A 23,800-nucleotide genomic window follows, 5' to 3' on the forward strand; every position below is an offset into this window, starting at 1 on the left:
AGCATGCAATGAATACCAACCTATATCCGCAGTGCCTGAGAGAATTATTAGACAGCGAAGTTTTCGGTGAAGCTGCATCGCTAGCTCTATATGAAGTAGCTAAAAATCCCGAAGAGAAATATAAATTTGGCACTTTATTGCAACTAGAAACAGAAACTAAGGCTCGTCTTAGACCTATTTTGTACCGTTACCATATCGATCTGTACGAAGAGATTGATGAAGCTCAAGTACAAGGTTTCGTTGAACTGTATCTACAAAGCAGCTGGGAACAGTTTATCGCCATCTTCAAACCTACCGTCATGCAATACCTTGAAAGATTTAAAGAGATAACAGAGCTGGGACCTGATCAGGATCATGACATTCTCCTGTCCATGGTGGAACATGAAACCGCAATTCTAACTTGGTTAGATCTGGAACTTGAAGGTCAAGGGGAGCGCTCATTGGATGCCATCATTGCTCAGTTAAACTATCCGTTGCAGCAACCGAATCGCAATTGAGATAGATAGTGCCGCATGCATACTTTTAGATGTCTGGGGCACTTTTCAATGATGTACTATTTCCATTTAAACACTATATATGTAAGGATAAACTGATCTAGATAATTATTTCTCCAAGAAGGAGATACCTCGGTTAGGAAGACCAATGAACATCTTATCATTCCCTCAATTTTTTCTTGCGAGCACCTCTGCTAATTTCGGCATTTACCGTTATTACTCACTTTCCCGCTGATGTAAGAGTCTAAAAATTATGGAAGAAAGCAAACAATGGAATGAAACAGAAGAAACTACTGTAAAGGATATTGATCAGACATGGATCACTGGCTTTTGGAGACGTTTTTTTGCCTTTTGTATAGATTCTATTTTCTTAGGTCTTATTGGATATAGCTTAGGATTGATCTTTGCAGACCAATTTATAGAATTGGGAGCACTAGGTAAATTAGTGGGGTTCAGTGTCGCTCTCACCTATTTTGGTTTAATGAATAGCTCCCTATTCAATGGACAAACCTTAGGAAAACTAGCGCTTAATATTAGGGTCGTCACTAGTAAAGGAAAATGTATCAGTGTTCCTAAATCGTTTGCCCGCTACACTGTATACGGCATTCCCTTTTTCTTAAATGGAACCCATTTCACTTCCAATACCGATTTTATATTCCTTTCCTACCTACTCAGCATGGCTGTCTTTGGCGGTATGCTTTCAATACTTTACCTATATGTATTTAATCGAAGAACTAGGCAATCTTTACATGATCTAGTAGTAGGCTCATATGTAGTCAATGCCGACGCACCAGTTAATTTGGAGCAGCCCATATGGAAAGGCCATTTATTTGTTACCGCCCTATTATTAGTGACTACGACAGCTCTACCTGCTCTCCCAATTATTCCTGATAACTTCGGGACTTCCTCTTCATTAAACCAAATCCTTTCAGTACAAAAAGCACTAGAGACCTACCCTAATATTGAGAAGGTTGGCGTTAGATCAGGCACAACGACTATAAGTCATACAGGCTCTGAACCTCTTTCAAGCAATTACATTAGTGTCAGTGTCTTTGTACCAAGGCAAAAGCTAAACGATAGCAAATTTGCAAAAGAGATCGCCACCTTAGTAGTTAAAGAGACATCGGATATATCATCTGTGGATGTTGTTCAAATACACTTTATACACGGCTTTGATATCGGCATCTGGTCACAATGGTCGCAACACAATCATAATTTCAAACCAGAGGAATTAACTCAGCTATTAGAAAGGCAATTTAGCAATATAAACGTTGCAACCGATTGATTGGATTTTAAATCCACACAAGGTGTTCAAGAATAATTTGAGAGGCTTTATATGATGTACTTCCTGCTATATGCCTTGTTGTTTATTGCCCCACCCCTATTAATCGCTATTAATCGCTATTAATAAGGGACAAAGTGCATTTAATATCTGCTTTAATCTATTTTTCTCAATATTCGTAGTACCGCCAATTCTTTTCTTTCAAGTTATTGGCGGTTGGGGCGGTCAAAACTCTAACCTTGGAATCATCGTCCTAGGAGTAACCATCGTAAGTATTCCTTATATATTTGCCTTCATAAAGATAGACGATAAGAACTAAACCACTCGAAGGCAATACTGACGGAAAGAACCTGTTATCTATTTAGGTAGAAAATATGCCCTCCATAGACCATTCCATCGACATAGCCATACCCATTGATGAGTTATACGCGATAACCCAGGACTACGATATTCGTTATGAATGGGACCCGTTTCCTGAGCATATTGAAATGATGGATGGCGCTACTGAAATCGTGATAGGTACCCAAGTGAAGGTTGTAGCGAAAAGCGGTTTGGAAATGATTGTCGAATTTGTACAAGTCAAACCGCCCCACGTTGCCGCTATTAGAATGATTAAAGGCCCCATCATTCTTCGCACTTTCGCCGGTAGCTGGCTTTTAAAATCATTATCTGACGACACAACCCGAGTCACATTTAAGTATTCTTTAAAGTCTAAAAAGTGGGCATCACCTTGGATCACAGACAAATTTTTAAGTTGGTATTTTGGTTCGAAGGTTAAAGCCAGACTTAATGGTTTAGCCACTTATTGTCAGAACCTATCTTCTGAAAAAGTCAGCTAAAAACGAGATCCACCTCAATTAACTAGCCACTATCGTAATCTCGGCAGTGTAAATCACTCGCTTAGTTTTCTTATAACTATTACCATTCACACTCAACTAATTTAAAGAAGTAGAAAGTATGTCTTTACCACCTTGCCCTGAGTGTAATTCTGAATTTGTTTACCAAGATCAAGAGCTTTTGATCTGTCCTGAATGCGCTCATGAATGGAACCCTGCTGAAGCGGATGCAGAAGAGGACGTCTTTGTTGTTAAAGATTCCAACGGCACACAGTTAGCTGATGGCGATAAGGTGACTTTAATCAAAGACCTTAAAGTTAAGGGTAGCTCTATCGTTTTGAAGATCGGTACCAAAGCGGTAATCAAACGCATCGTTGAAGGTAAAGATCACGAGCTTGACTGCAAAGTAGATGGTGCAGGCGATATGATGGTGACAGCGAAGTTTGTTAAACGCGCCTAGATTACATTTACAGGTAAATCTTTGACTGAGATTTGCCTGTATAGATCTACCTACCGGTAATCTAATAACTCAATCCCCTCTTCTAGCAATAAATGCAGTTGATTTTAAAGACCAGATAGATAGTATTTGTATTTACTAATTCTCCATGGAGGAGAATCCACATGTTAGGGAAAACGAAAGATGGAACTTGTGCCTCAAACTGTATCACTTTCCTGCAACAACCCCTTCAGTTTTCATCATTGTCACGCAGCATGTATAGCTAATTCTGACTTTGAAAGCATTCAGCATCACCTATGCCCTGACTTTCTTGTCTTTGCTAGTTAGCACCATGCTTTTTAAGACACGATATTTCCTAATTTAGACCTGGCTACCATATAGAACCGAATATGTATTTCAGTTCCTAGACACTCAAAATTATTTCAAGGAAGAAAAAATGAAATCTACTAAAAAATTAAGTTATGGCGTAGTCATCGCGACATCAATTTTAACTTCCATGGTAGCCCATGCCGAGCCACTTATTGGTCACTATGATTGCGTGATGAAGTCTATGGATTTGAACTTCACTTTAAGTTTCGGTGAGGGGAATAAGTTTGTTCAAGATATGGACTTTATAGGCTTAGAAAAGGGCTCCTATTCAGTAGACGAATCAGTCATTACTTTTACCCCTACAGAGAAAACCCGTTCGGGTAAAAAGCTTGACGTTCCAGGCCCTTTTAAAAGAAACATTTTAAGTCAAACCGAAACAGAATTAACAATGACGAATGTTAATTCCGATGACCCTATTTTATGTACAAAGTAGGTAGCTCGGAGCTACCGCTTCTTTGCTAAAACAATACCTTTTTCTTCAATAAATCTGGTTATATAAGGAAATACATAATGGAATACAAAACCGTAATTTATCAAGAAGGCATGTTAGGCTCACTTCTCTTAGGAGGATCTAAAGTAGACCCTGTTAAGTTTACCGACTTCCTTAACCTTAACGCCGAAGAAGGCTGGCGTGTACAAACAATGGAAAAAGATATTCGAAGAATGTTGTTGTTCTGGAAGCGTGAAGCTTATGTTGTAATTTTAGGTAGAGAGAAATGAAAACAGGCTCAATTATATGCTTAGCTTTATTCGTAATTGGTGCTCTACTCTCTCTTGTGCAACTGTGGTTTGCTCCTTTAGAAAGTGAAACCTTCCTAAAAGTCGCGATCACCCTTGGAGTTATCTTTGTTGTAGCTTTAGGTATTACGTTAGTAAAAAGAGAGTACATCGAAAACCAGTCTCTAAAAAAAGACAAATTTATCGATTAGCTTTGCAATACTTTTCAGAGGCAGAGACTCCGCTCTGCCTCTATTATATACCTATTAATGACATCAAACCCTTCATGATTTGATCGTATCAAAAACACGACAGCTCAATCCCTTCTATACTTCGTATACTAGCTAGCAACGATTAAGGATGGCATTGCTTTGGCAGTAACAATTAAGTTGCCTTACATTCTCTACGCTGTACTCCTGCTTTTTTCACTTTTATCCTCGCAAACTTTAGCTGATGGCAAAAAGCAGGTACTTGTAATTGAAAGCTATCACGCGTCTTTTAAGTGGGATGCTGACTACCGGCGCGCTATCGAAGATACACTGCAAGATCATGCCGTCATAACCTTCTTTGAAATGGATACCAAGCGACTACCGCCTAATCTACACACTAAACAAGCTAAAGCAGCATGGGAAAGGTATCTACATAGTGAGCCAGATCTAGTCATTTTAGGCGATGATAATGCTTTAAAATTTTTAGGGCCTAAATTTGCCAAAACACGGACGCCAGTTGTCTATTTGGGCATTAATAATAATCCCCGAAACTATTTTGAATATACCTTCCTACCCAAACATATCTCTGGTGTTTTAGAGCGCCCATTAATGAAACGCTCTGTTATGTATCTACAAGAAATGTCGGAAAAACCGGTTGAAAAAGTGCTGATTCTTTTCGATACAGGGACAACTTCAAGCACAATTGCCAAAGAAGTGTTTCAAGGTAAAAGCAAACTTAGGATTGGATCAGCAGAAGTACACGTAAAATTTATCGCTAAATACGATCAATGGAAAAACACTATACAACAAGCTTCAACTAAACAATTTGACGCTATTATTCTTGGTCTCTATCACACCATTACTGATGCCCAAGGAGCTCATGTTCCTTCTAAAAAGATCATTAACTGGACATCAAAAAATACCACTCTTCCCCTTTTCGCATTTTGGGAATTTTCGGTTGGGCAAGATATGGCTATCGGAGGGCTCGTTCTAGATGGTTACTCTCAAGGAAAGGCTGCTGCAAATCTTGCCTTAAGAAAACTACAGAACGAAGCTAATCGGAGACTAGAACCGGTTCAAAACAATCAAGGGCAGTTTATTTTCAGCCGCTCCCAGCTACAAAAATGGAATATTCAACTACCTGCCCATTTTCAAGATAAAGCAATTTACCTTCCCTGATCTACTTATGGTTAGGTATGTGCTTTCCAAAGGCTAACTACATCCAAGACCTTTTGATCCACAGAATTTATCCCAAGCCCCTTACGAGGTTCTAACCATTGCAAACGTTGCCCCTCCTGCGCTTTCAATTCCCCTTTCCATTCAGTGATCAAATAGTAATGCAGCAACTGTTTCGCTGTTAACTCAAAATTATGAGAACCTAAAAAGTCATAAGATAACGGTATAATATCCAATTCTTCTTTAATCTCACGAAACAAAGCCAGCTCTTGGGATTCTCCGTGCTCGATATGTCCGCCCGGTATATTAATTCGGTGAGTAGATACAGAATCTTCGTAATAGCGACGCTCAAATAAAACCTTGCTACCCGATACAACAACAAAACAGACGCATTCAACGGGACTAGACACAGAAAGCTCCAACCAAGTAATCGGGATTCATACGCGAAAATACCAGCTTTGGTTTAGCAATAATGAGAAAGAAGGATTAATAACGATTTAACCTTAAGCTCCAATCACCACCACAAGCATCTTCGCAGGCTTCTTCTGAATCAAAAATAATCTGCTGGGTGGGTTTATTGAGCTTTACACCCGCTTGAGCCAGTTTCTCGGTGATTAAACTTTTTAAAAACTGATCCTCATGGGCATTTCTAGCAAGGGTTAGAAGTGATTCATCCTCAAAGACAGTGACAACCTTTAGCGATTCAGGGTAACGAGAAAAGTCCACTTTATGAGTGATCCAGCAGAAGCCAGGTACGGACTCTAGTGCAATATCGCAAACATCAGTCAGCGTTTCACGGAGCATTTTTTCTAGTTTTTTATCTGATTTTTTCATTTGGCTTTTCGAAATAACCATAGCTTCTAGGAAAGATGATCATAACTGATTTGGCATTAATAACCCCACCTGATCCTTGCATAAAGATTAGATGCATCTTCAAACTGACCGAAGAATGTATGTGCTTCTTGACCACCAAAAAGATTCGCGCCAACGATCAGTTGTAACTCATCACTGAAACGATATTTTGCCGAAGGACGATGATAGTAGTCATCGTCTGTCGGCGAATAAAAACTAAACCAACTGAGTGTTAGATTATCCTGTAAAGCCCGATAATACAGGCGCAGCGTCCATAGTTCGCGGTTCTGATCTGGTCGATAAGGCGAGTTGCCATCACTAGCAATCAGCTTGGCATAAGCTTGTGTGTGTTCAAGATAATACTGCAACCCTACTGTAAATTTCGGTAATAGCTCCTGCTCATATCCAGCTAGAAAACGAATTTGGTTGTTGTGTAGCAGCGGATTTGATCCTCGGCCGTCTTTACCCTTATACCAAGCAATTTCACTGTGCCCTATTCCCTTCCCGATATTGGCTCTTAAGCTTGCCCCAACAGCTTTTAGTGGCGAGAAATAAGCATGGCCTTGGGTATTAAGTGCATTGGGTTGTTTCCAAAAACCACTATAGGCATATAAAGCCCATTCGGTATTACTCGCTCCCCATTGCGCATTCCCATAGAAACGCGCCGCGAATTCACCGTTTGAAAAGCTTTCTTGGGGATAATCCGGAACCAACGTATATTCAGGTGAGGCTACCTGCTGACCTGCCAAAGGTGAGAAATAGGAAAAGCGCTCACCATCAATAAATTGATCACTAGTAAAAACAGGCGTCCACACCAAATCTAAATTCGCTTTATTGGCATAGTAAGCAAGTTTGATACTGGTCGATGGCGCTTTTAAATATTCATCATCGCGCCCAGAAAAAAATGACTGCCAATCCTTTGCAAATAGATCATTCAGGAACAATAGATCACCCGTTCCCCAAGTTAATACCTGATGTCCTAAACGCAGATCCAACGAATCACTAAGTTGCAGATCTATCAGTGCTTCTCTTAAATTAAATTGAGTCGCTCCTTCCACCCCATCAGTGTAGAGATCGGCTTTAAAGCTATAACGACTATCGTTAGAGAAGTATTCTGTTTCTACCCGTCCTCGAAGTTCAGCAAGGGTTTTATCTTCATCTAAAACAGGATCATTGTTTAATCGCCTACCTGCACCCATTTCGATAAATCCGTGCCACTGAAGGGCTTCACTCGCCCCTTCGTCCCAATCGCTTTGCTCCCAGTCATCAGCTTGAGCTACAAAACTAACGGCTATCAGGCCTGATAGAAATAAGCTTGCTCGAAACATCACTGCCTCCGAAGCCACTGGCGAGGCGGCTTACGCAATGAACGTTCTGAGAATACAGTTTGATCCATACCTAAATCATAGTTCTGATAACGGAACTCCATGATCGTTTCAGCGCCACTACGCAGATCCATCGCCTTAGATTGAATTACCGTGATATTGCCTTGAATCACGTCGCTTTTGATTACCTCAATTCTGCGATAGAGCTGGCCGTTATCGTCGAGATATTCAATTTTTTCCGGCAGATAATTTTGTTTATTAATCCATGTGGAATAACTACTAAACTCAACCTCTGCAGCTTTTATAGGCGTACTTTTAATTTGATAGTAGTTTTCATCTGTTCCGATCAATTGATGGGTATCTTCTTCGATACCACGCCCAGATACATCCTCATAAAAGAAATGTGAGCCAACAAAGCTAGTTCGTTTATCACCAGCAGAGATACGTTTAACCAGATCTAAACCGGGAAGATATAACCAACGGTCATCATCTTGACCGGGCGTTTTAGCAACTAAAAACGCTGTATTTCTCACATCTGATGGACGGCTAAAGACAACCAGAAAATCCTGTTTGCCGCCATCCTCTCTATCTCGCCTTAAGATCGTAAACTGACGTTTTTGCACTCGGCCTTGGCTGTCTTTTATCAACATCCTAGCTTCAGAGCGGCCGTCATCACCGGCGTAATATGCTGTTAGATTCGCCTTTGCAACAATCTCGTTCGCATCCGTTAAATCTACGGCCAACGTGTTGGTCGCATTAGTAGCTAACACAGTGAACAAAGCCCCAAAGAGCGTTGTTTTTAAAAAGTTAGGTTTATACATTTTGCTTTTCCTCTGAGGATACGCTGCTCTTTGGTTCACCAAAAAATGAGGCTTTGTTGCTAATCAATTGGATAACAGCTGGCAGTAAAATCACTGTAACAATCGCGGAGATACTCATGATTAACGCCAAGAAAAACCCAACTGTGATGTAAGGCACTAACGGTGCAAAAAGTAAGGGGGTAAAACCAACCGCGACCACGACCGCATTACGGCTAATCGCTCTAGCTGGCCCTTGATAAACTTCATTGACTGTCTTCGGCCAGTTGCCAGTACGTCGATAGATAGCACGGCAGCGTTCCAAGAAATGGATAGCAAAATCGACCGACAAACCTAAGGTCAACGCTGAAAGAACGGCGATGGGCATGTCATAGTCCTTGCCAATAAAACCGATCAGACCATAGATAAATAGGATGGTAACCGTGAGCGGTAACATAGCGAGCAGACCGATCTTTATAGAACGAAACAGTACAACCATCATCAACAACACCATGAAGAAAGCGCTAATCAAGCTATTCAACATGCCGTTTACCATCTGCTCTTGCCAAACGACATTAATGTAGGTCAGACCCGCCCAATTCATCTCGACACCCAGCGGTAGAGGGTTTTCAGACACAAAGCGATCGACCAGTTCAATTACTTGGCTCATGTCTTGGTTATCACCACTTCTGAGCTGCAACCACAGTAAAGTGGCATCGTACTCAGGAGTAACCATGTGCCAAAGATCATCAGGCCGATGAGACGATTGAAAACTCAATATCGTTTGAGCGGCAGCAGAAGCATCGGAAGGCAATACAAACTGATCATCGCTCCCACCTCTTAATTCACGATTAACCGTTTTAAGTAAGGTACCTAGAGAGTTAGTTTTACCCACCAGTTCAGATTGATCCAAGTAACTCTGTAGTTGATCTAGATACGCTAAACCTTCAGGTGAAAGAAAATACTTTGCCTTTTGCTGAGCTACTTCAACCTTATCTAGCAAACTCAACCATAAATCTTCATGAACAGGGTCATCAAACGACAGATCATCGAATGCAAGGGCGAGCGCCTGTAAACGTTTACTCGGTAAATACGCCTGCGTCTCAGTTCGCAGCTGAGTTATTTTCAGCATTACCGCCTCTGGCAATGGCTGGCTTGTTAGCTCCTGCCAAAAAGACTCACCTAATTGTTCAGACGGTTTCTCCAGCACAAGGTAAGCATTATAGGTCCCAGCAAAATGAGCGTTCATAACCCGATCCGCAAGGCGTAGACGATGATCCTCTTTAAACCAACGCACCGGGTTATCGTTAATTTGAATGGTACTCACACCATAAATAGATAATGCTGATATAAGCGCAAAAACAATTATGATGCCTTTAGAGCGGTTGGTAGAGAAACACCCCGCTGCGCTAAGGAGCCAACTTAGTTTTTGAGATGAATCCCCTCTCGCCGAATGATCTTTAAGCGCCTGTAAACGCTGTGGCGATAGACTCACAATAAATGCAGGCACAAGAACAACAGTTAATCCAAAAGCCAACATGATGCCAAACGCGACATGCAGACCAAAAATTTGCACAGGTGGAATCGGGGTTAACGCTAGAGAGGCGAAACCCACTGCGGATGTAATCGATGTGTATAACATCGGTGTGAATAGATGAGCTAGTACCTCTTGTAACGCCTGCTTAGGATCTTCCCCCGGTTTATATCTATCAGAAAATTCAGAAAGTAAGTGCACCGAATCTACGACAGCGATAGGCATCAAAAAGATAGGGATCATCGAACTCATGATGTGTACTGTATGGCCCTGCCCGATCAATACGCCCATAGTGACAATAACCGTAGCCATAGCGACCAGCATAGGGGCAGTAATCAGCAGTAGGGAACGGAAGAAAAACCACATCAACACAAAAATCATCAAACCGGCTAAGGGTGCAGAAATGGCCAACTGGATAAACATTTCAACACCAAAGGTATCTTCTGCAACAGGCAAACCCGCAATATGAAATTCGTTACCAGATTCCGGATACTTCAGATTTAACCCATCAATAACTGCTTGAATTTCATTCGCTAAACGGTAGCTTTCTGATTTATTTATGATCGGAATATAGATCGCCGCCGCTTGGGCATCAGCTGATACCAAGGTATTCTTTAACAAAGGGAGGCGCTCGACTGCGGCTTGAATTTTGTCTGCTTCAATTTGAGTTGAAGGGGCAGTTTTCATCATCCATTCAAACAAGATTGCGCCATCCTGCTCAAATGACTGGCTGATGTTATCAACTGTGTTTAATGCCAATAAATCTTGGCGAACCACTCCATCCATAGAATCAACTGCTGTTGAAATATCATACAGAATAGATAGGGTTTCAGGGTTATATACCCCCTTTTCCTGTAGGGAATTTACAATCCCGACCACAATCATGTCATGTAAGCCAAAACGCTGCTTCACTTGATCATGGAACATACGATCAACCTGGTCGTGAGGCAGCATGTTCTCTGGGTCTGTATCAATTTTAATATTTGAAATTGGTAAAAGTGCTGCAAAAACAATCGCTAAGATCAGCCCAAAAACAAACTTAGGCCTCTGCATTGGTAAGAGCAACCAGTTAGATTTTCTCCTCATTTGTCCCCTCAATTCGACCAAAAAACATAAACATTAGATAATACTAATATATAAAAGAAATAATAGTCAAATTGCGAATATAAGTGGATCTGGGGTATCATTCACTCTGTTATAAAAAATGCACTATTCATAACTATAAGTTGATATAAAAATCGACAGAAGCTGCAAATTGGGGATGAAGTCTGGATTAAGTCAAACAAATGAACCAAAGAGTTCGTAGACTAATCCTTTGTGAGCCCATAGATAAAAACAATACAGCGCTTCGGAGTGTTAACTTGAACGAGACCAACAACGCGACCTTAGATCCGGAAACATTGGAACTTATGAGAACCAATGCCGGCAAGGCTGCAAAATTGATGAAAGCGCTAGGCAATGAAAGTCGACTACTCATCCTATGCTATCTGGATGGGAAGGAGCTTTCAGTTACTGAACTGAATAATTGCCTAGATTTAAGCCAGTCTGCTTTATCCCAGCACCTGGCAGTACTAAGGAAAGATGGACTAGTGAAAACCCGTCGGGAATCACAAACCATCTATTATTCCCTACAAGGGGATACTGCGAAACGGATTATTCACACCCTACATGAGATGTTCTGTGCTTCTCTTTAAAATAAAGGCCGCTTAGCGGCCTTTTTTTATGCCTCTACTACACTACCCCCAACAGTATTTTCTTGCTTTTTTTCACGCCTCAAGTCAACCTATACTTTCCAGCCAACGGATTGAAAATGCTCTAGCACTTATGGACTTACTGCCGGAAAAAGCCTTCTCAGATCTTTTTAACCACGCGACTAAGTGGCTTACTAACCTCTACCGCGCCAACGAAGCACGCAAGCAAGAATCTATAATGGCGCTTCGAAACGTCATCACCGCAGCACGTGAAACTGCGGTCTATATGCGTCAGTTAGATGATTACGGCAAGCGGGACCATAAAACAGAACGCCACCTATCCCTGTTATGGACAAAACTTGGCTTTACCCTCGAAGACCTCGGGATTGATAAGTTAGCCAAGCGCTGCCAAATCAGTGGTAAACACTGGTCGAACCCTGATCACTACGATCCGGTATTCCTAAAAAAGGCCGATGTTAGCCTCGATAAAATGGAAAAGATTGCACGCTCACTGCTAACGCAGATAAATTCCTAATACATAAATAATTACGCAATTCCCTTCACTTTATTAGCCTGAATCTCCTCCTTTAAAAACCTCCTAAAAATTTTTGGCAACTTCTCAATTCTCTGACTATATTCAAGTTCATTACAGTTTTGTGACATGGAAGTAAGCTCACGACAAGGAGGTAGTTATGTCCATCCGCCGCGCTTTTATTCTTGTTTCCCTATTGGTTATTGTTGCTATGGCAGCTATGACTTGGATGCTCTGGCAAACCAGTAGCCGGATTTCTGGCTTGGGTCAGCAATACGCTGTAGCTAAGGGCCTTACCAATGACATGTTGATGCTACGTCGACATGAGAAAGACTTTCTCTTGCGTAAACAACTCAAATACGTGGATAAGTTTGAAAAACGTATCGCCCTTATGCGTAACAATATCGACTCACTTGCATCGCAATTAACCTACGCCCCAGAAGTTCAAAAAGACTTAGGCGCAGCACAACATCAACTGGATATTTACCAACAAAAACTGATAGCACTGGTAGAGCTCGATAAGAAAATAGGCCTTGATAAAGACAGTGGCTTACGTGGAGCCTTTAATCAGGCGGAAAGAACACTCCATCAAAAAGTAGCCAACACCGGTGATAGTCAGGCAATCTCTAAGATATTGCACCTGATCTTGTTAGAAAATGATTTCCAAAATAGCTACGACCTCAACTCGAAGACACTGTTACAAGAAAGCCTAAAAAATACCCATAACTACATGCAGCAAGTGAATTTACCTGCCGCTGACAGTGTAAAGACATTTGAAGACACCGCCCATGCTTTGGCCGAAGCACTGCAACTACGCGGTTTAGACCAAAATTCAGGATTACGCGGTGAACTACGAAGCAGTATTCATGAAGTAGAATCCATATTTGGTGGTATCTATACCGACCTTGAAGGTGCAATATCAAGCGCGTTGCATACCTCTCGGATACAAGGTGTCGGCATGGCAACAGCCCTCACAGCCATCATCGCGGGCTTACTCTTATGGCAAACCTTCCGCGTACTTAACCGCTTGCAAACGGCTAATTCTAAAATGTCAAACATCAGTCATGGTGGAGGTGATCTCACCCAACATCTAGACCTTCCAGGTGAAGATGAAGTGACCGAACTCGCTCATTCAGTTAATGATTTTATTGATACCACGGCTGGACTGGTTCGCGAGATAAAAGAGAAAGGCGAGACAGTAGAAAGCAGCGCTCATCATTCCGTTGAGCTGAGTAAACGCTCACAAAATGCTATCGAAGAACAACGAAACAATACATTGGCGGTGAACCAAGCCGTACAAGAACTCGTAACAGCGGTTGAGCTAATTGCATCCAGCAGTACCCAAGTGCAAGACAGTGTCAGCAGTGCTGATCAGCAGATGAATGAAGGTAGTCAGATCATGGCTGAAACCCACCAGCAAATGGAAAAGTTAACGGACAATATCAGCCGAAGCAGCGACCTAATGCACTCCCTCAGTCAATCAAGTACTAAGATCGGCAATGTAATAAGCGTAATCAGAGATATTACTGAGCAAACTAACTTACTCGCCCTTAACGCCGCAATTGAAGCTGCCCGAGCAGGCGATAAAGGCCGAGGATTTGCAGTAGTTGCCGACGAAGTGAGAACACTGGCGCAACGCACTCAAAGCAGCACTGTAGAGATTGAATCGATGATCGAAACCCTACAGCAGCATGTCACAGAATCTGAAGTAGCCATGCAAAGCAGCTTAAAACTTAGCGAAACTATGAACAACTCCATTGGCGCAGCTAATTCAACTATGCAATCCAACAAAGATGCCATGGATGAGATTCGTGAAATGGTGATTCAAATTGCAGGAGCTACCGAGGAACAGATGTACACAGTCAAAGGCGTAGAGGATGCAACACAGCGGATCTCCTCCTCTGCTGAGCAACTACTATCCGACTCATGTGAGAGCTGTAAGAACTGCGAGTGTTTAGAAACCCAAGCTCACCAGATGCGCGAGGACGTCTCTAAATTTATTGTGTAATGAAAACAGCTTGGTCTAGTCAGCCCCCAACTGATTAGATCAAGTCCTTTCTGCAGCAACAAAGGTCAAGAACCTAATCGGAACAACCTTGAGTCAAGATAACATTCACCTCAGCACAGGACTGTCTTAACTCTCGCCAAGGACGATATTCATCAGAGTCATACCAAGCTTTAAACAACTCCACTGATGGAAATTCTTGAATAACAATCAGATTGCTATCCCAGCTGCCCTCTAATACCTCGCCGAAATCACCTTTGACTAGAAACCTACCGCCGAATTTGTCCAATGTTGGAACGTGCCCTACCACATATTCATAGAACTTTTTCTTATCGTAAATTTTGACAATATTCACAATGTTGTAAGCTTTAGACATTCAGTAAACTCCACAAACCTTGGGCAAAATTGAAAGACTCAGAGATTAACAACTTAAACCATACCCGATCTCTTGCTTGGCTATATCAATTGAAAAATCACACATATAGCTGTCATCCAACTGTTCAAAATAGCAGCGCATATCCTTCACCGATTTACTCGGTAGCCCTGTGCATTCATCAATCACCGTATCAACAGCCATTGCTTGATAGAGATCCTGAGCCATCTTACCCGTTAAGCTAAAACGAAGGTGCGTATTCTGAGGTATACTGGGATCTGGGTCGATTAACTCGGAACCAGTAAGCGCATAACTGCCTTCTATTTGAGACCAGTTATCTTGAGCTATTGCATGCAAAGGGAATAGAAATAGAGAAATTAACCATAAACTTTTCATTTTAACCTACGCTTATCAACCAGCTATTCGTTAAACTTTACCCTCTTTTGTTTCTCGGTGCTCTGTTAACTGCGCTTCTCTAATACGAGCAATACGATTTTTCTGACGAATATAGATTAAGAGATAAATCAGAAATGAAATCAGGGTTAGTCCTGTTGCACCCCACCTGACGAACTCAGGCATCCAGAAAACCATGAAAATAAACAAGACATTATCAGCAGCGTAAATAAGCCACCGACCATTCGCAATTTAAATTGGTGCTGATTGAATTTAATCTGCTCGTTTAAACCATCGGGCCCTTTAAGCCTTTGCCCTGCATTTTTTATATCCCTTAAACCAATACCTAACTCACCACCTCCTGATGACTCAGCCGTACCTCCTCCTTGACCATGTTTAATAGTTTACTCAAATCGATTGACGTTACTGCCACATATCCTACATATATAAGATAGCTACCTCAGATTTAACAAGCATACTGAACCAAAGACTACTTTATGTTTTTCACAAGCATTATATCTATCCGATCACTTTCCTTAATAATTGAGACCTCTACAGATTTATACTTAGCCACATTTTGATACTTACAGTTAAATTGATTATCAGATCTACTTTCACAATTTCCATTCTCTATAGCACTAGAGAAAAACTCTTTAACCTTTGAAAAATCATCGGAGGTTTTGTACTCGAAATAATCCATATAACCATTTCCAACATCTTTAGTTTTAAGCTTTGCTCCAGGGTAGTAAAACTCATCTGTCTGCTCAGACACTGAACTACTGTCTTCTTTCGATGCTTTAGCAAATAGTAGTTCTTTTTTAACCGTGCCTTTTTCACAAGAGAACTGTCGATATTCGACTTTCCCTGATTCTTTAATGCATTTATACACCTCTGCCTGAACATTAACGGCGCATAAAAACAAAACCACAATGATTGATAATTTGAGTACTCTAACTTCGTAAACCCTAAAGAAATCAGTCATTTTAAATTACTCCTGAGTTCGACCTTTATTCAAAGCATCCACCACACTATCTTTACCTCGTTTCCTGGCAATTTCTATTGCGGTTTTGCCTAATGCATTTTTCAAATCAGGATTAGCCCCTTTACTTAAAAGGTACTTAACTGCTTCTAAACGCCCCATATTCGCAGCAGCAAGTAAAGGTGTTGATTCGAAAGTACCTCGCCTCTGATCTATATCCATTCCTTTAGCTAAATAATGTTCAAACGTTTTATAATCACCCATTAAAACTGCATTATGGAAAGCCGTTATATCTTCGTCGGAAAAATTTGATTCTGCGATGGAAGCCATCGATAAGGTCATTAATAAAGAGGCAAGTATTTTTTGCATGATTTAATCCTTTAAGCTTTCTTAAAAATTCCATTTATATCAATCGATCTTAAATACACTGACTTGAGAAGAACAAAGATCGATCTGTGAAGAGCCCATTTATAGCATATAAATTAGAACGCACCTACCTCACTAGGTTGTAGTAGCCTACCTATAGCTGTTCTCTTAGAGTCAACATTTATCGTATCGATAGAATTATTTCACATCTTCCCCCTTAAATTTTAAATATAAATCCTATACACCTACATCGTAGTTGCTTTCATTGTCGACTAAATTAGTTGTACCGAACCTCTCTAACTGGCGATAACGCCAAAACTATCTCAATATTAAATTATGGATGTTTCGTTTTTCTCTACACCAATCAATCTATTCTGGTCCCTTCTTATCGCCTTGGCTCTAGGCTTGATCATAGGCATTGAACGAGGATGGTCTCAACGCCATCGCTCTGAGGGAAGCCGTATTGCAGGAATTCGTACCTTTGCTTTGACTGGGCTATATGGCGGTTTATGCGCTGCACTTGCTAAGGATTTTTCAAGTTGGCTACTTGGGTTCGGCTTAATTCCGCTGATTATTATTCTCGCCGTTGCTTTCAATATTCGTCATAAAGAGAGCAACACCGTTAGTATCACGGGTATTGTTGGTCTATTGATTACCTATACGCTTGGAGCTCTCGCCGTGTCTGGGGAGCCTGTTATTGCCTCTGCAGCAGCCGTTATTGTAGCGTTGATTCTGGATGGTAAGCCCGAGCTGCATTCGGCACTTCATAAGCTTGAAGAATATGAACTTGATGCAGGTTTGAGGCTGTTATTAATCTCAATAGTTTTGTTACCGATCCTACCTGATGAGGGCTATGGTCCTTGGAACGCAATTAATCCCTATGAGATCTGGTGGCTAGTCGTACTGATCGCCAGCATTTCTTTTCTAGGCTATTTTGCAATCCGAATTGGTGGCACACGACGCGGCATTATGTTCACATCCGTGTTTGCAGGGTTAAGTTCGTCAACAGCACTAACGATCCAGTTCTCTAACCTCTCTAGAGAACAACGTTCCCTCTGCCCTCTACTAGCAAGTGGAATCCTGTTCAGTTGTGGAACAATGTTTCCTCGAATTCTGATGGTATTGCTCGTCATAAATGCACCACTAACATATCAGCTATGGCCCTCTATGCTCATTATGATGATTGGCTTCTATCTTCCTGCACTCTGGATATGGTTTAGATACTGTGATGGAGAAACTAACAGCGTCAAAACTCAACGTAACCCACTAGCGCTAAGCTCTGCAGTCTTCTTCGGTTTTGTCTTAATGCTGGTAATGCTGCTCTCACAAGCGTTAACAGAATGGTTTGGAGATACAGGAACACTGCTTTTATCAGCTATCGCAGGTTTAACCGATGTTGATCCAATTACTCTGACACTAGGCAGACAGACACCTGAATTGATAGAAGTAGAAATTGCTTTAGCAGGAATATTTATAGCGGCTACGGTGAATAGCTTAGTTAAGATGCTGATTGTGATATTTGCCGGCGACAGATCCTTATCTGTCCGAACAGCACCAGCAATGCTTGGCGCCATTTTACTAGGAGCTCTTACTATTTATGCTACGCATCTAGCATAAATACCCCTAACGACCGCACAAGGTAATTAGGGCAACACGAGGAACATTTGAGAATAAATAACTACTCCCAATCAAAATTATCCGACGCCTTTTAATTTATATCCCATTCCATAAACCGTTTGTACGATTCTGGGAGCTCCTAAATCTTTTTCCATTTTTTGTCTTAAGACCGAAAGAAACTGATCCAAAGTTCGACTATTAGGTAGATAAGTTCTCCCCCAACATTTGTCCAAAATTTCGTCTTTCGATAGTACTCGCCCTCCACTTGCGTGAAGCATCTGTAGAAACTCAAGTTCACGCTTACTCAAGCAGACTTTTTCATCAACATAGCTTAGTAGCATACAGTCAACATCAACGGTTAACTCACCTAGTTGAAATGTTTTCGATTGTGCAGGCTTTCTCGATTTAAGGTACTGCTCTCGCCGAGCCAAAGCAGTGACACGTGCAATTAGCTCATCAGGGTTAAAAGGCTTTGTCATGAAATCATCAGCACCTAATCGAAAACCTTCGATCTTATCAACTTGCTCATCAAATGCAGTAAGAAGAAGGACTGGCTGAAATAAGCCTCTTTCACGCATAACTGCACAGAGCTCTATACCGCTAAGATAGGGCATCATCACATCAAAAATACATAAGTCAGGTTTGTATTCACCAAGCTGATACAGTGCATCTTTACCATTTTTCACGGTATGACATTCAAAACCTTCTTTTTGTAATAACAACGCCAAGCCTTGGTTTAAATGAAGATCATCATCAGCAATTATTACTTTCATTGGCTTTCTTCTATCGGCAATTGAACGGCAAAAACAGAGTGCTCTACATTTTGGTAACTTATCTGACCACCTGCATTTTCTATAAGCTGTTTTGTTACAACAAGGCCAAGTCCAAACCCTTCTTCGCCTTTAGTTTTCTGGGGATCATATTGGAATAAACTGGTTTGGCGCTCTGCTGTGATGCCGTCCCCGCTATCTCTGCAGGTAATCATCAAACTATCGTTTTGTAGCAAAAAATTCAGTTGCGCGGGCTGGTTCGGCGCGTATTTAATAAGGTTATCAACGAGATTTACAACCGAGCATTCAAGGGCTTCACGAGCTACTGTCACCTTAGCTGTACATTGAATATCAATGGTCAAATCGATACCACTATGTTTCAGTCGTGGCTCAAATGGGTTAATCAGCTGATGGATAAAAGGCTCTAAATCAAGGGCCTCAAGTTTAGGCTTACTCACCAGATCAGCATGTTCGAATAATATGGCGTTATTTAAAAAGCGTCGCATACGAAAAAATTCAGCATCAAATACATCCATATAACTCAATGTTTCTTTATGCGACTCACTTCGGCGAACAAGATCTGAATAAAGCCTCAGGTTTGCTAGCGGCGTTTTAAACTCGTGTGCAACTAATCTCAAAAAATCAGTCTTTCTTTCATTTTCTTTAATAGAGCATCGCTGTACCCAATATAACCAGGCCCCAAGCCCAAGCATGAGTACAATTAGAGGAAATAAGATAGCTACATATACAGGTTGAAGGTGTTGTGTGTCGGCATCTAGAGGTTGGTATATAAGTTGCCAATCGATAAAAATTCCACTTAAGGGCCAAGTTAGATTGGCACCATGCTGTTCAAGGTTAGCCTTTTCCTTATTATTTTGTGAAACTGAACTTAACTGCAACTGATCTCTATGATGAATTTTGGGTAAAGCAGCTTCCAACTCTTCTGCTAACCATCGCTGCTTAAGCAAAACACAGTAATTTAATTCTGATTGCCAACAATGTAACAAGCGAAGATCTGAAGAATACCCTAGCGATAATGTAATAGGCTCAGACACTAAAGAAATATCTTGTATTTGCTTTTCTATTACGGCTTCAAACTGATCGAGTAGATATTGCTCTCGAGGCAATGCTTGGATTTTATCAGGGGGAAAAATTCTGTTTAGTTGATCATCGTAAATCAATGTTAAATCGATAGCACCGTCGCTCATCACCAATTTTCGGAGATCATGACGACTACCATTTTGGGACTCAATCGACTCTCTTACTTTACGGAAAGCACTCTCTATCTCTTGGCCAAGCTGGATTTCGATTGCCTTCATCGTCATTTCCTGACGATGCTGTGATTCTATTTGTTTTAAAGCGGTCTCTTGATTAAGAGCTCTTACTCCTAGTAAAGCCAACGTTATTGTTGATATGAGCATTAACAATAAAAGTGCCAAATTTGGCGATGATATCCCTCTCATTTTATCTAAAAAGATCCCTTCAAAAAGAAAGGCAGGTTATACACTTCCTGCCTTAAACACTCATCAAAAAACCAATTTCCACTTTAAAAACTGAAGGTTAATTTATATACCGGATGAAACGGGATAACAAATGTAAGTCATAAAGAGTAAGAATGCCCACAACCCTATTTCTAAGGTTTCTGTAATAGGCTGTATCTTTCGAATTGCCCCATAAATATGCACTACTAACATTAATATGAAGACGACAGCCAACATATCAAATGTGAACTGCAAACCACCCTCTGTATAAGCACCTTTGAGGATAAAAAACTCAACCACTAATACAAATGCGCCTACACACCGCCCAAAGTATTCCGCTAAATCAGTATCTTCAGGAACCCTCCACATCATCAACTTAGCCCAAGTCAGAGGCACAAAAAACAACGGGAGTGCAAAAGTAACCGTGGTTATCGACCCCAACACCCAAAGATAAGTTAAAGCGAACTCCGAATATTGCCCTAGCATTTCAATTTTCCTTATTAGAATTTTGAAACGTAGGCTAATCGCATTTAAATAGAAGAATGTCAGTGAATTGTAAGGATTGGATTGAGAAGTCTAATACTTTACGGCTAAAAATTAGAAAGAGTACTTTCGAGACCGTCACCCCAGTTTCCACTGGGGTAACTAATAAACATCAGTTGCCTAATTAATGGGGCAACTGAAGGCGCATACGCTGCCAGTCTTCTTTTGGCGTATTCAGCATCATTTTCATATCGACTACGTCTTCTTCGATATTGAAGCTATTCTCAAAACCTAATTTTTTAGCCAAGTTTTGCATACCTTTGTTATTTGGCAATGTCGATCCAATAATCTGCAGTGTTCCTCGACTGCGGCAGTAATCAACAATTTTGCTCATTAAGGCAACACCAAGACCTTCGCCTTGTAGGTCATCGCGAATCACAACGCTAAATTCGGCTCTAACGTTATCGGCGTCAGTCACCGCTCTTACAACCCCTAAGGTTTCCATCTCTTTAGAACCTTCACGTGGAACAGAGATAATAAATGCCATCTCACGGTCGTAATCAATCTGGGTCCAGTTCGCTAGTTCCTGATGGGTCGGTACACCACGGCTGTAGAAGTAACGTAGACGGATAGATTGCGGGCTAAGCTTGTTATAGAACTCGAGATGGTTTGGTTCATCTTCACCACGAATCGCACGCATGATTGCCTTACGGCCAGAACGCTTCAATGTAATCTCTTCGGTGAGATGTTCTGGATAAGGAGAGATTGAGAGATCACCCTCATCTACTGAAATTGATACAGAAACATCTGTCGCCAAAAGACCGGCCTTATTGACCAGTAGCGGGTTGATCTCTAAACACTTAAGGTTTGGCAGATCGACCACCATTTCAGAAAGATTCAGCAACAATTTGCACAGTTGCTTCATATCTTGCTCAGGACGATAGCTGTTTTCTTCGATTATTTTACAGATACGCGAATGACGAATGAGCTGATGCGCCAACGCCATATTTAAAGGCGGTAACATCACATGACGGTCCGAAAGCACATCTACAGTATGCCCACCAGCGCCAAAGACAATCACTGGCCCAAAGGTAGGATCTCGTGTAATACCTACATTGATCTGTAGCGATTGGAAACCGCGTTTCATCTGTTGGACACAGAACCCCATCTGCTCTTCAGGGCTGTAGGTCTCGCCTACCCGGTAGGATAGCTGGGTAGTCGCATGCTCAACTTCGGCTAGAGAGAAAAGATCCTGTGCAACATCCTTCCAACGCTGACTACCCTGCGCATCATAGCTAAATGGATAGACATTATGAGTATGTAGTGCTTTTACCCTTACCGAGTTTTCAATGTTTCTCGAGAGTTTCACTACATCATTAATATTCTCACTGTAGTACGTATTCGAAACTGGGATATCGTAAAGATCTAATAACGCACAGGCTTCTTTATGCTGGAGATAGTCTCTATTTTCCGCCAAAGCGTTTTGAATAAGATCTCTAGCCTTAATATGGTTGGGCGTATTTTGCTCGATGTAAGGAGGCGGCGTTTGACGCATCACCTCTTGGTTACGGCGAAACTCAACCATGTACATAAAAGCATCGATTGACTCTTCTGGTGTTAAGAAAGTCGAAAGACCTGCTGCGTTACAACGGTTACGTGCTTCTATAGCTGTTGCTCGGCCCATAAAGCAGGTTAAGACATTACGCGGGGTTTTCTTAGCAACTTGAATAACCTGCTCCGCAGTTTCAACACCGGGTGCCAGGCGTGTCGGTGCGTGTACCATCAACACCACATCAACATTTTTATCTTTGGTGAGTAAGCGTACAGCCTCGGCAAAACGCGCAGGGTCAGCATCGGCATTAAGGTCTACCGGATTGGATCGATCCCAATGAGGCGGAAGAATTTCAGCTAATGCTTCAACTGTTTCCTCAGTCAGATGCGCCAACTGACCATTTTTATTAAGAAGGTGCTCTGTCGCGAGTGCGTTTGGTCCCGTGCCATTAGACACAATAGCCAATCGCTCACCGCGCATACGTTTCATATGGGTTAGGGTTTCTAACGCGTTGAATAGCTCATCAGAAGTTTCAACACGTACAACGCCCGCACGACGCAGCGCTGCATCGTACACCTGATCATCGTCGTAGATACCAGGTGCGAGTTCTGTACCGGACTTTTCGCCACTAAAGGTATCGTTTTTAAGCACCAGTACCAGTTTGTTGCGTGACGCAGAACGAACAGCTGATAAGAAGTCCCTAGCGGAGCCATCTACTCGATTCAGCTGCAATAAAATCGCATGGGTATAAGGATCTTGTGCGAGATAATCGATCACCGAGGGCAGGTCAACATCGGCGCCACCACCTAAAGTAAGGAAATGAGAAAAGCCAATCTCCTGACCAGTGGCCCAATCGATCATGGCCGTCCCTAAAATACCGGACTGGCCCACATAAGCGACCTTCCCTTTTAGGATATTCACATGGGAATAGCTGGCATTCATGTTATGACCGGGCACCAACATACCCATACAATCGGGCCCTAATATTCTGATACCGTAAGGCTTAGCTGCTTCTCTTACCTGATCACGAAGGGTTTGGTGATTTTCATCTTCAATGGATAGACCACCAGTTAAGATCATGGCTGCTTTAACCATACTCGCACCCAGTGCACGAATGATATCTGCGACGGTTTCCGGCGGAGAGCAGATTATGGCTAGCTCGGGCATTTCGGGTAGTTGATTCAGTTGGCTATAACATTTAATACCATGAACTGTGTCATACCCTTGAGAGTTAACCGCGTATAAGGATCCCTTAAAACCGCTTTCTTGTAAGTTTTGAATAACCACGCCGCCCATACTATTTTCACGGGCAGATGCACCAAATACAGCGATAGATGCTGGTTTAAAAAAGCGTTTAAGATATTTTGTAGACACGCCAGTAATCCCTCGTAAACGGATAGCTTGCAGTGTACTCCTTTTTGCACTGCAGCAAAACAAAAAATATAGACCAAGGTCTTATAAAAAACAGCTTTTTCACTACTTATGAGTAAGATCAATTTTTGTAGTGATA

At 41.6% G+C, this 23,800-nt stretch carries 26 protein-coding genes; 12 read left to right on the forward strand and 14 right to left on the reverse strand.

Features of this window, described 5'->3' with window-relative positions:
* The first annotated feature begins 8 nt into the window (after positions 1 to 8).
* The 8 genes from ACMXYN_RS11545 (at position 9) to ACMXYN_RS11580 (ending at position 5,543) form a co-directional block, all read left to right on the forward strand.
* A complete protein-coding gene (locus tag ACMXYN_RS11545; protein WP_415891950.1) occupies positions 9 to 497 on the forward strand; it encodes a hypothetical protein in 489 nt (162 codons plus the stop codon).
* A gap of 250 nt (positions 498 to 747) precedes the next feature.
* The gene (locus ACMXYN_RS11550) at positions 748 to 1,779 is read left to right on the forward strand and encodes an RDD family protein (protein WP_415891951.1); all 1,032 of its coding nucleotides are present in this window, start codon (positions 748 to 750) and stop codon (positions 1,777 to 1,779) included.
* A gap of 371 nt (positions 1,780 to 2,150) precedes the next feature.
* Positions 2,151 to 2,615, forward strand: a complete 465-nt coding sequence (locus ACMXYN_RS11555; protein WP_415891952.1) for a type II toxin-antitoxin system RatA family toxin — start codon at positions 2,151 to 2,153, stop codon at positions 2,613 to 2,615.
* 118 nt (positions 2,616 to 2,733) lie between these two features.
* Positions 2,734 to 3,072, forward strand: coding sequence for a zinc ribbon domain-containing protein YjdM (locus ACMXYN_RS11560; protein WP_415887586.1), 339 nt, complete (start codon positions 2,734 to 2,736; stop codon positions 3,070 to 3,072).
* A gap of 433 nt (positions 3,073 to 3,505) precedes the next feature.
* Entirely contained in the window at positions 3,506 to 3,871 is a 366-nt protein-coding gene (locus tag ACMXYN_RS11565; protein WP_415891953.1) for a hypothetical protein, read from the forward strand.
* Positions 3,872 to 3,948: 77 nt separating this feature from the next.
* Positions 3,949 to 4,158: a DUF4177 domain-containing protein gene (locus ACMXYN_RS11570; protein WP_415891954.1), complete on the forward strand. Its 210-nt coding sequence runs from the start codon at positions 3,949 to 3,951 to the stop codon at positions 4,156 to 4,158.
* Positions 4,155 to 4,367: a hypothetical protein gene (locus ACMXYN_RS11575; RefSeq protein WP_415891955.1), complete on the forward strand. Its 213-nt coding sequence runs from the start codon at positions 4,155 to 4,157 to the stop codon at positions 4,365 to 4,367. Before ACMXYN_RS11570 ends, ACMXYN_RS11575 begins: the two co-directional genes overlap by 4 nt.
* Positions 4,368 to 4,526: 159 nt before the next feature.
* Positions 4,527 to 5,543, forward strand: a complete 1,017-nt coding sequence (locus tag ACMXYN_RS11580; protein ID WP_415891956.1) for an ABC transporter substrate-binding protein — start codon at positions 4,527 to 4,529, stop codon at positions 5,541 to 5,543.
* Positions 5,544 to 5,554: 11 nt separating this feature from the next.
* Here ACMXYN_RS11580 and ACMXYN_RS11585 read toward each other — a convergent pair whose 3' ends face one another.
* From ACMXYN_RS11585 to ACMXYN_RS11605, 5 genes are all read right to left on the reverse strand, one after another.
* The gene (locus ACMXYN_RS11585; RefSeq protein WP_415891957.1) at positions 5,555 to 5,950 is read right to left on the reverse strand and encodes an NUDIX domain-containing protein; all 396 of its coding nucleotides are present in this window, start codon (positions 5,948 to 5,950) and stop codon (positions 5,555 to 5,557) included.
* Positions 5,951 to 6,026: 76 nt separating this feature from the next.
* Positions 6,027 to 6,374, reverse strand: coding sequence for a Fis family transcriptional regulator (locus ACMXYN_RS11590; protein WP_415891958.1), 348 nt, complete (start codon positions 6,372 to 6,374; stop codon positions 6,027 to 6,029).
* A 56-nt stretch (positions 6,375 to 6,430) separates the two neighbouring features.
* Complete coding sequence (locus ACMXYN_RS11595) at positions 6,431 to 7,720, reverse strand: hypothetical protein (protein WP_415891959.1); 1,290 nt, start codon at positions 7,718 to 7,720, stop codon at positions 6,431 to 6,433.
* Complete coding sequence (locus tag ACMXYN_RS11600; protein ID WP_415891960.1) at positions 7,720 to 8,538, reverse strand: outer membrane lipoprotein-sorting protein; 819 nt, start codon at positions 8,536 to 8,538, stop codon at positions 7,720 to 7,722. The genes ACMXYN_RS11595 and ACMXYN_RS11600 overlap by 1 nt, the downstream gene beginning before the upstream one ends.
* Positions 8,531 to 11,134 carry an efflux RND transporter permease subunit gene (locus ACMXYN_RS11605; RefSeq protein WP_415891961.1) on the reverse strand — a complete coding sequence of 868 codons (2,604 nt, stop codon included), beginning with the start codon at positions 11,132 to 11,134 and terminating at the stop codon, positions 8,531 to 8,533. Before ACMXYN_RS11605 ends, ACMXYN_RS11600 begins: the two co-directional genes overlap by 8 nt.
* 323 nt (positions 11,135 to 11,457) lie before the next feature.
* Here ACMXYN_RS11605 and ACMXYN_RS11610 point away from each other — a divergent pair, with 323 nt between their 5' ends.
* The 3 genes from ACMXYN_RS11610 (at position 11,458) to ACMXYN_RS11620 (ending at position 14,279) form a co-directional block, all read left to right on the forward strand.
* A complete protein-coding gene (locus ACMXYN_RS11610; RefSeq protein ID WP_415884646.1) occupies positions 11,458 to 11,742 on the forward strand; it encodes an ArsR/SmtB family transcription factor in 285 nt (94 codons plus the stop codon).
* Between the two features lie 130 nt (positions 11,743 to 11,872).
* Entirely contained in the window at positions 11,873 to 12,274 is a 402-nt protein-coding gene (locus ACMXYN_RS11615; RefSeq protein WP_415891962.1) for a hypothetical protein, read from the forward strand.
* Positions 12,275 to 12,431: 157 nt separating this feature from the next.
* Positions 12,432 to 14,279: a methyl-accepting chemotaxis protein gene (locus ACMXYN_RS11620; RefSeq protein ID WP_415891963.1), complete on the forward strand. Its 1,848-nt coding sequence runs from the start codon at positions 12,432 to 12,434 to the stop codon at positions 14,277 to 14,279.
* 73 nt (positions 14,280 to 14,352) lie between these two features.
* Here ACMXYN_RS11620 and ACMXYN_RS11625 read toward each other — a convergent pair whose 3' ends face one another.
* The 5 genes from ACMXYN_RS11625 to ACMXYN_RS11645 form a co-directional block, all read right to left on the reverse strand.
* Positions 14,353 to 14,652 (reverse strand): DUF1330 domain-containing protein, encoded by a 300-nt coding sequence (locus ACMXYN_RS11625; RefSeq protein ID WP_415891964.1) that lies wholly within the window; start codon positions 14,650 to 14,652, stop codon positions 14,353 to 14,355.
* Between the two features lie 45 nt (positions 14,653 to 14,697).
* Positions 14,698 to 15,045 (reverse strand): hypothetical protein, encoded by a 348-nt coding sequence (locus tag ACMXYN_RS11630; RefSeq protein ID WP_415891965.1) that lies wholly within the window; start codon positions 15,043 to 15,045, stop codon positions 14,698 to 14,700.
* A gap of 30 nt (positions 15,046 to 15,075) precedes the next feature.
* On the reverse strand, positions 15,076 to 15,228 hold the full coding sequence (locus tag ACMXYN_RS11635) for a hypothetical protein (RefSeq protein ID WP_415891966.1): 153 nt from the start codon (positions 15,226 to 15,228) through the stop codon (positions 15,076 to 15,078).
* 304 nt (positions 15,229 to 15,532) lie between these two features.
* On the reverse strand, positions 15,533 to 16,024 hold the full coding sequence (locus ACMXYN_RS11640) for a hypothetical protein (RefSeq protein ID WP_415891967.1): 492 nt from the start codon (positions 16,022 to 16,024) through the stop codon (positions 15,533 to 15,535).
* 6 nt (positions 16,025 to 16,030) lie between these two features.
* Complete coding sequence (locus ACMXYN_RS11645) at positions 16,031 to 16,390, reverse strand: ankyrin repeat domain-containing protein (RefSeq protein WP_415891968.1); 360 nt, start codon at positions 16,388 to 16,390, stop codon at positions 16,031 to 16,033.
* 333 nt (positions 16,391 to 16,723) lie between these two features.
* On the opposite strand from ACMXYN_RS11645, the gene ACMXYN_RS11650 reads away from it, so the two are divergent.
* Positions 16,724 to 18,004, forward strand: a complete 1,281-nt coding sequence (locus ACMXYN_RS11650) for an MgtC/SapB family protein (RefSeq protein WP_415891969.1) — start codon at positions 16,724 to 16,726, stop codon at positions 18,002 to 18,004.
* Positions 18,005 to 18,081: 77 nt separating this feature from the next.
* Here ACMXYN_RS11650 and ACMXYN_RS11655 read toward each other — a convergent pair whose 3' ends face one another.
* The 4 genes from ACMXYN_RS11655 to ACMXYN_RS11670 form a co-directional block, all read right to left on the reverse strand.
* Positions 18,082 to 18,777: a response regulator transcription factor gene (locus tag ACMXYN_RS11655; RefSeq protein ID WP_415891970.1), complete on the reverse strand. Its 696-nt coding sequence runs from the start codon at positions 18,775 to 18,777 to the stop codon at positions 18,082 to 18,084.
* A complete protein-coding gene (locus ACMXYN_RS11660) occupies positions 18,774 to 20,213 on the reverse strand; it encodes a sensor histidine kinase (protein ID WP_415891971.1) in 1,440 nt (479 codons plus the stop codon). Before ACMXYN_RS11660 ends, ACMXYN_RS11655 begins: the two co-directional genes overlap by 4 nt.
* Positions 20,214 to 20,339: 126 nt before the next feature.
* Positions 20,340 to 20,741, reverse strand: a complete 402-nt coding sequence (locus ACMXYN_RS11665; protein WP_415891972.1) for a hypothetical protein — start codon at positions 20,739 to 20,741, stop codon at positions 20,340 to 20,342.
* Positions 20,742 to 20,922: 181 nt separating this feature from the next.
* On the reverse strand, positions 20,923 to 23,664 hold the full coding sequence (locus tag ACMXYN_RS11670) for a GNAT family N-acetyltransferase (RefSeq protein ID WP_415891973.1): 2,742 nt from the start codon (positions 23,662 to 23,664) through the stop codon (positions 20,923 to 20,925).
* Positions 23,665 to 23,800: the final 136 nt, after the last annotated feature.

Source organism: Neptuniibacter sp. PT8_73, from assembly GCF_047778045.1.
GTDB lineage: Bacteria > Pseudomonadota > Gammaproteobacteria > Pseudomonadales > Balneatricaceae > Neptuniibacter.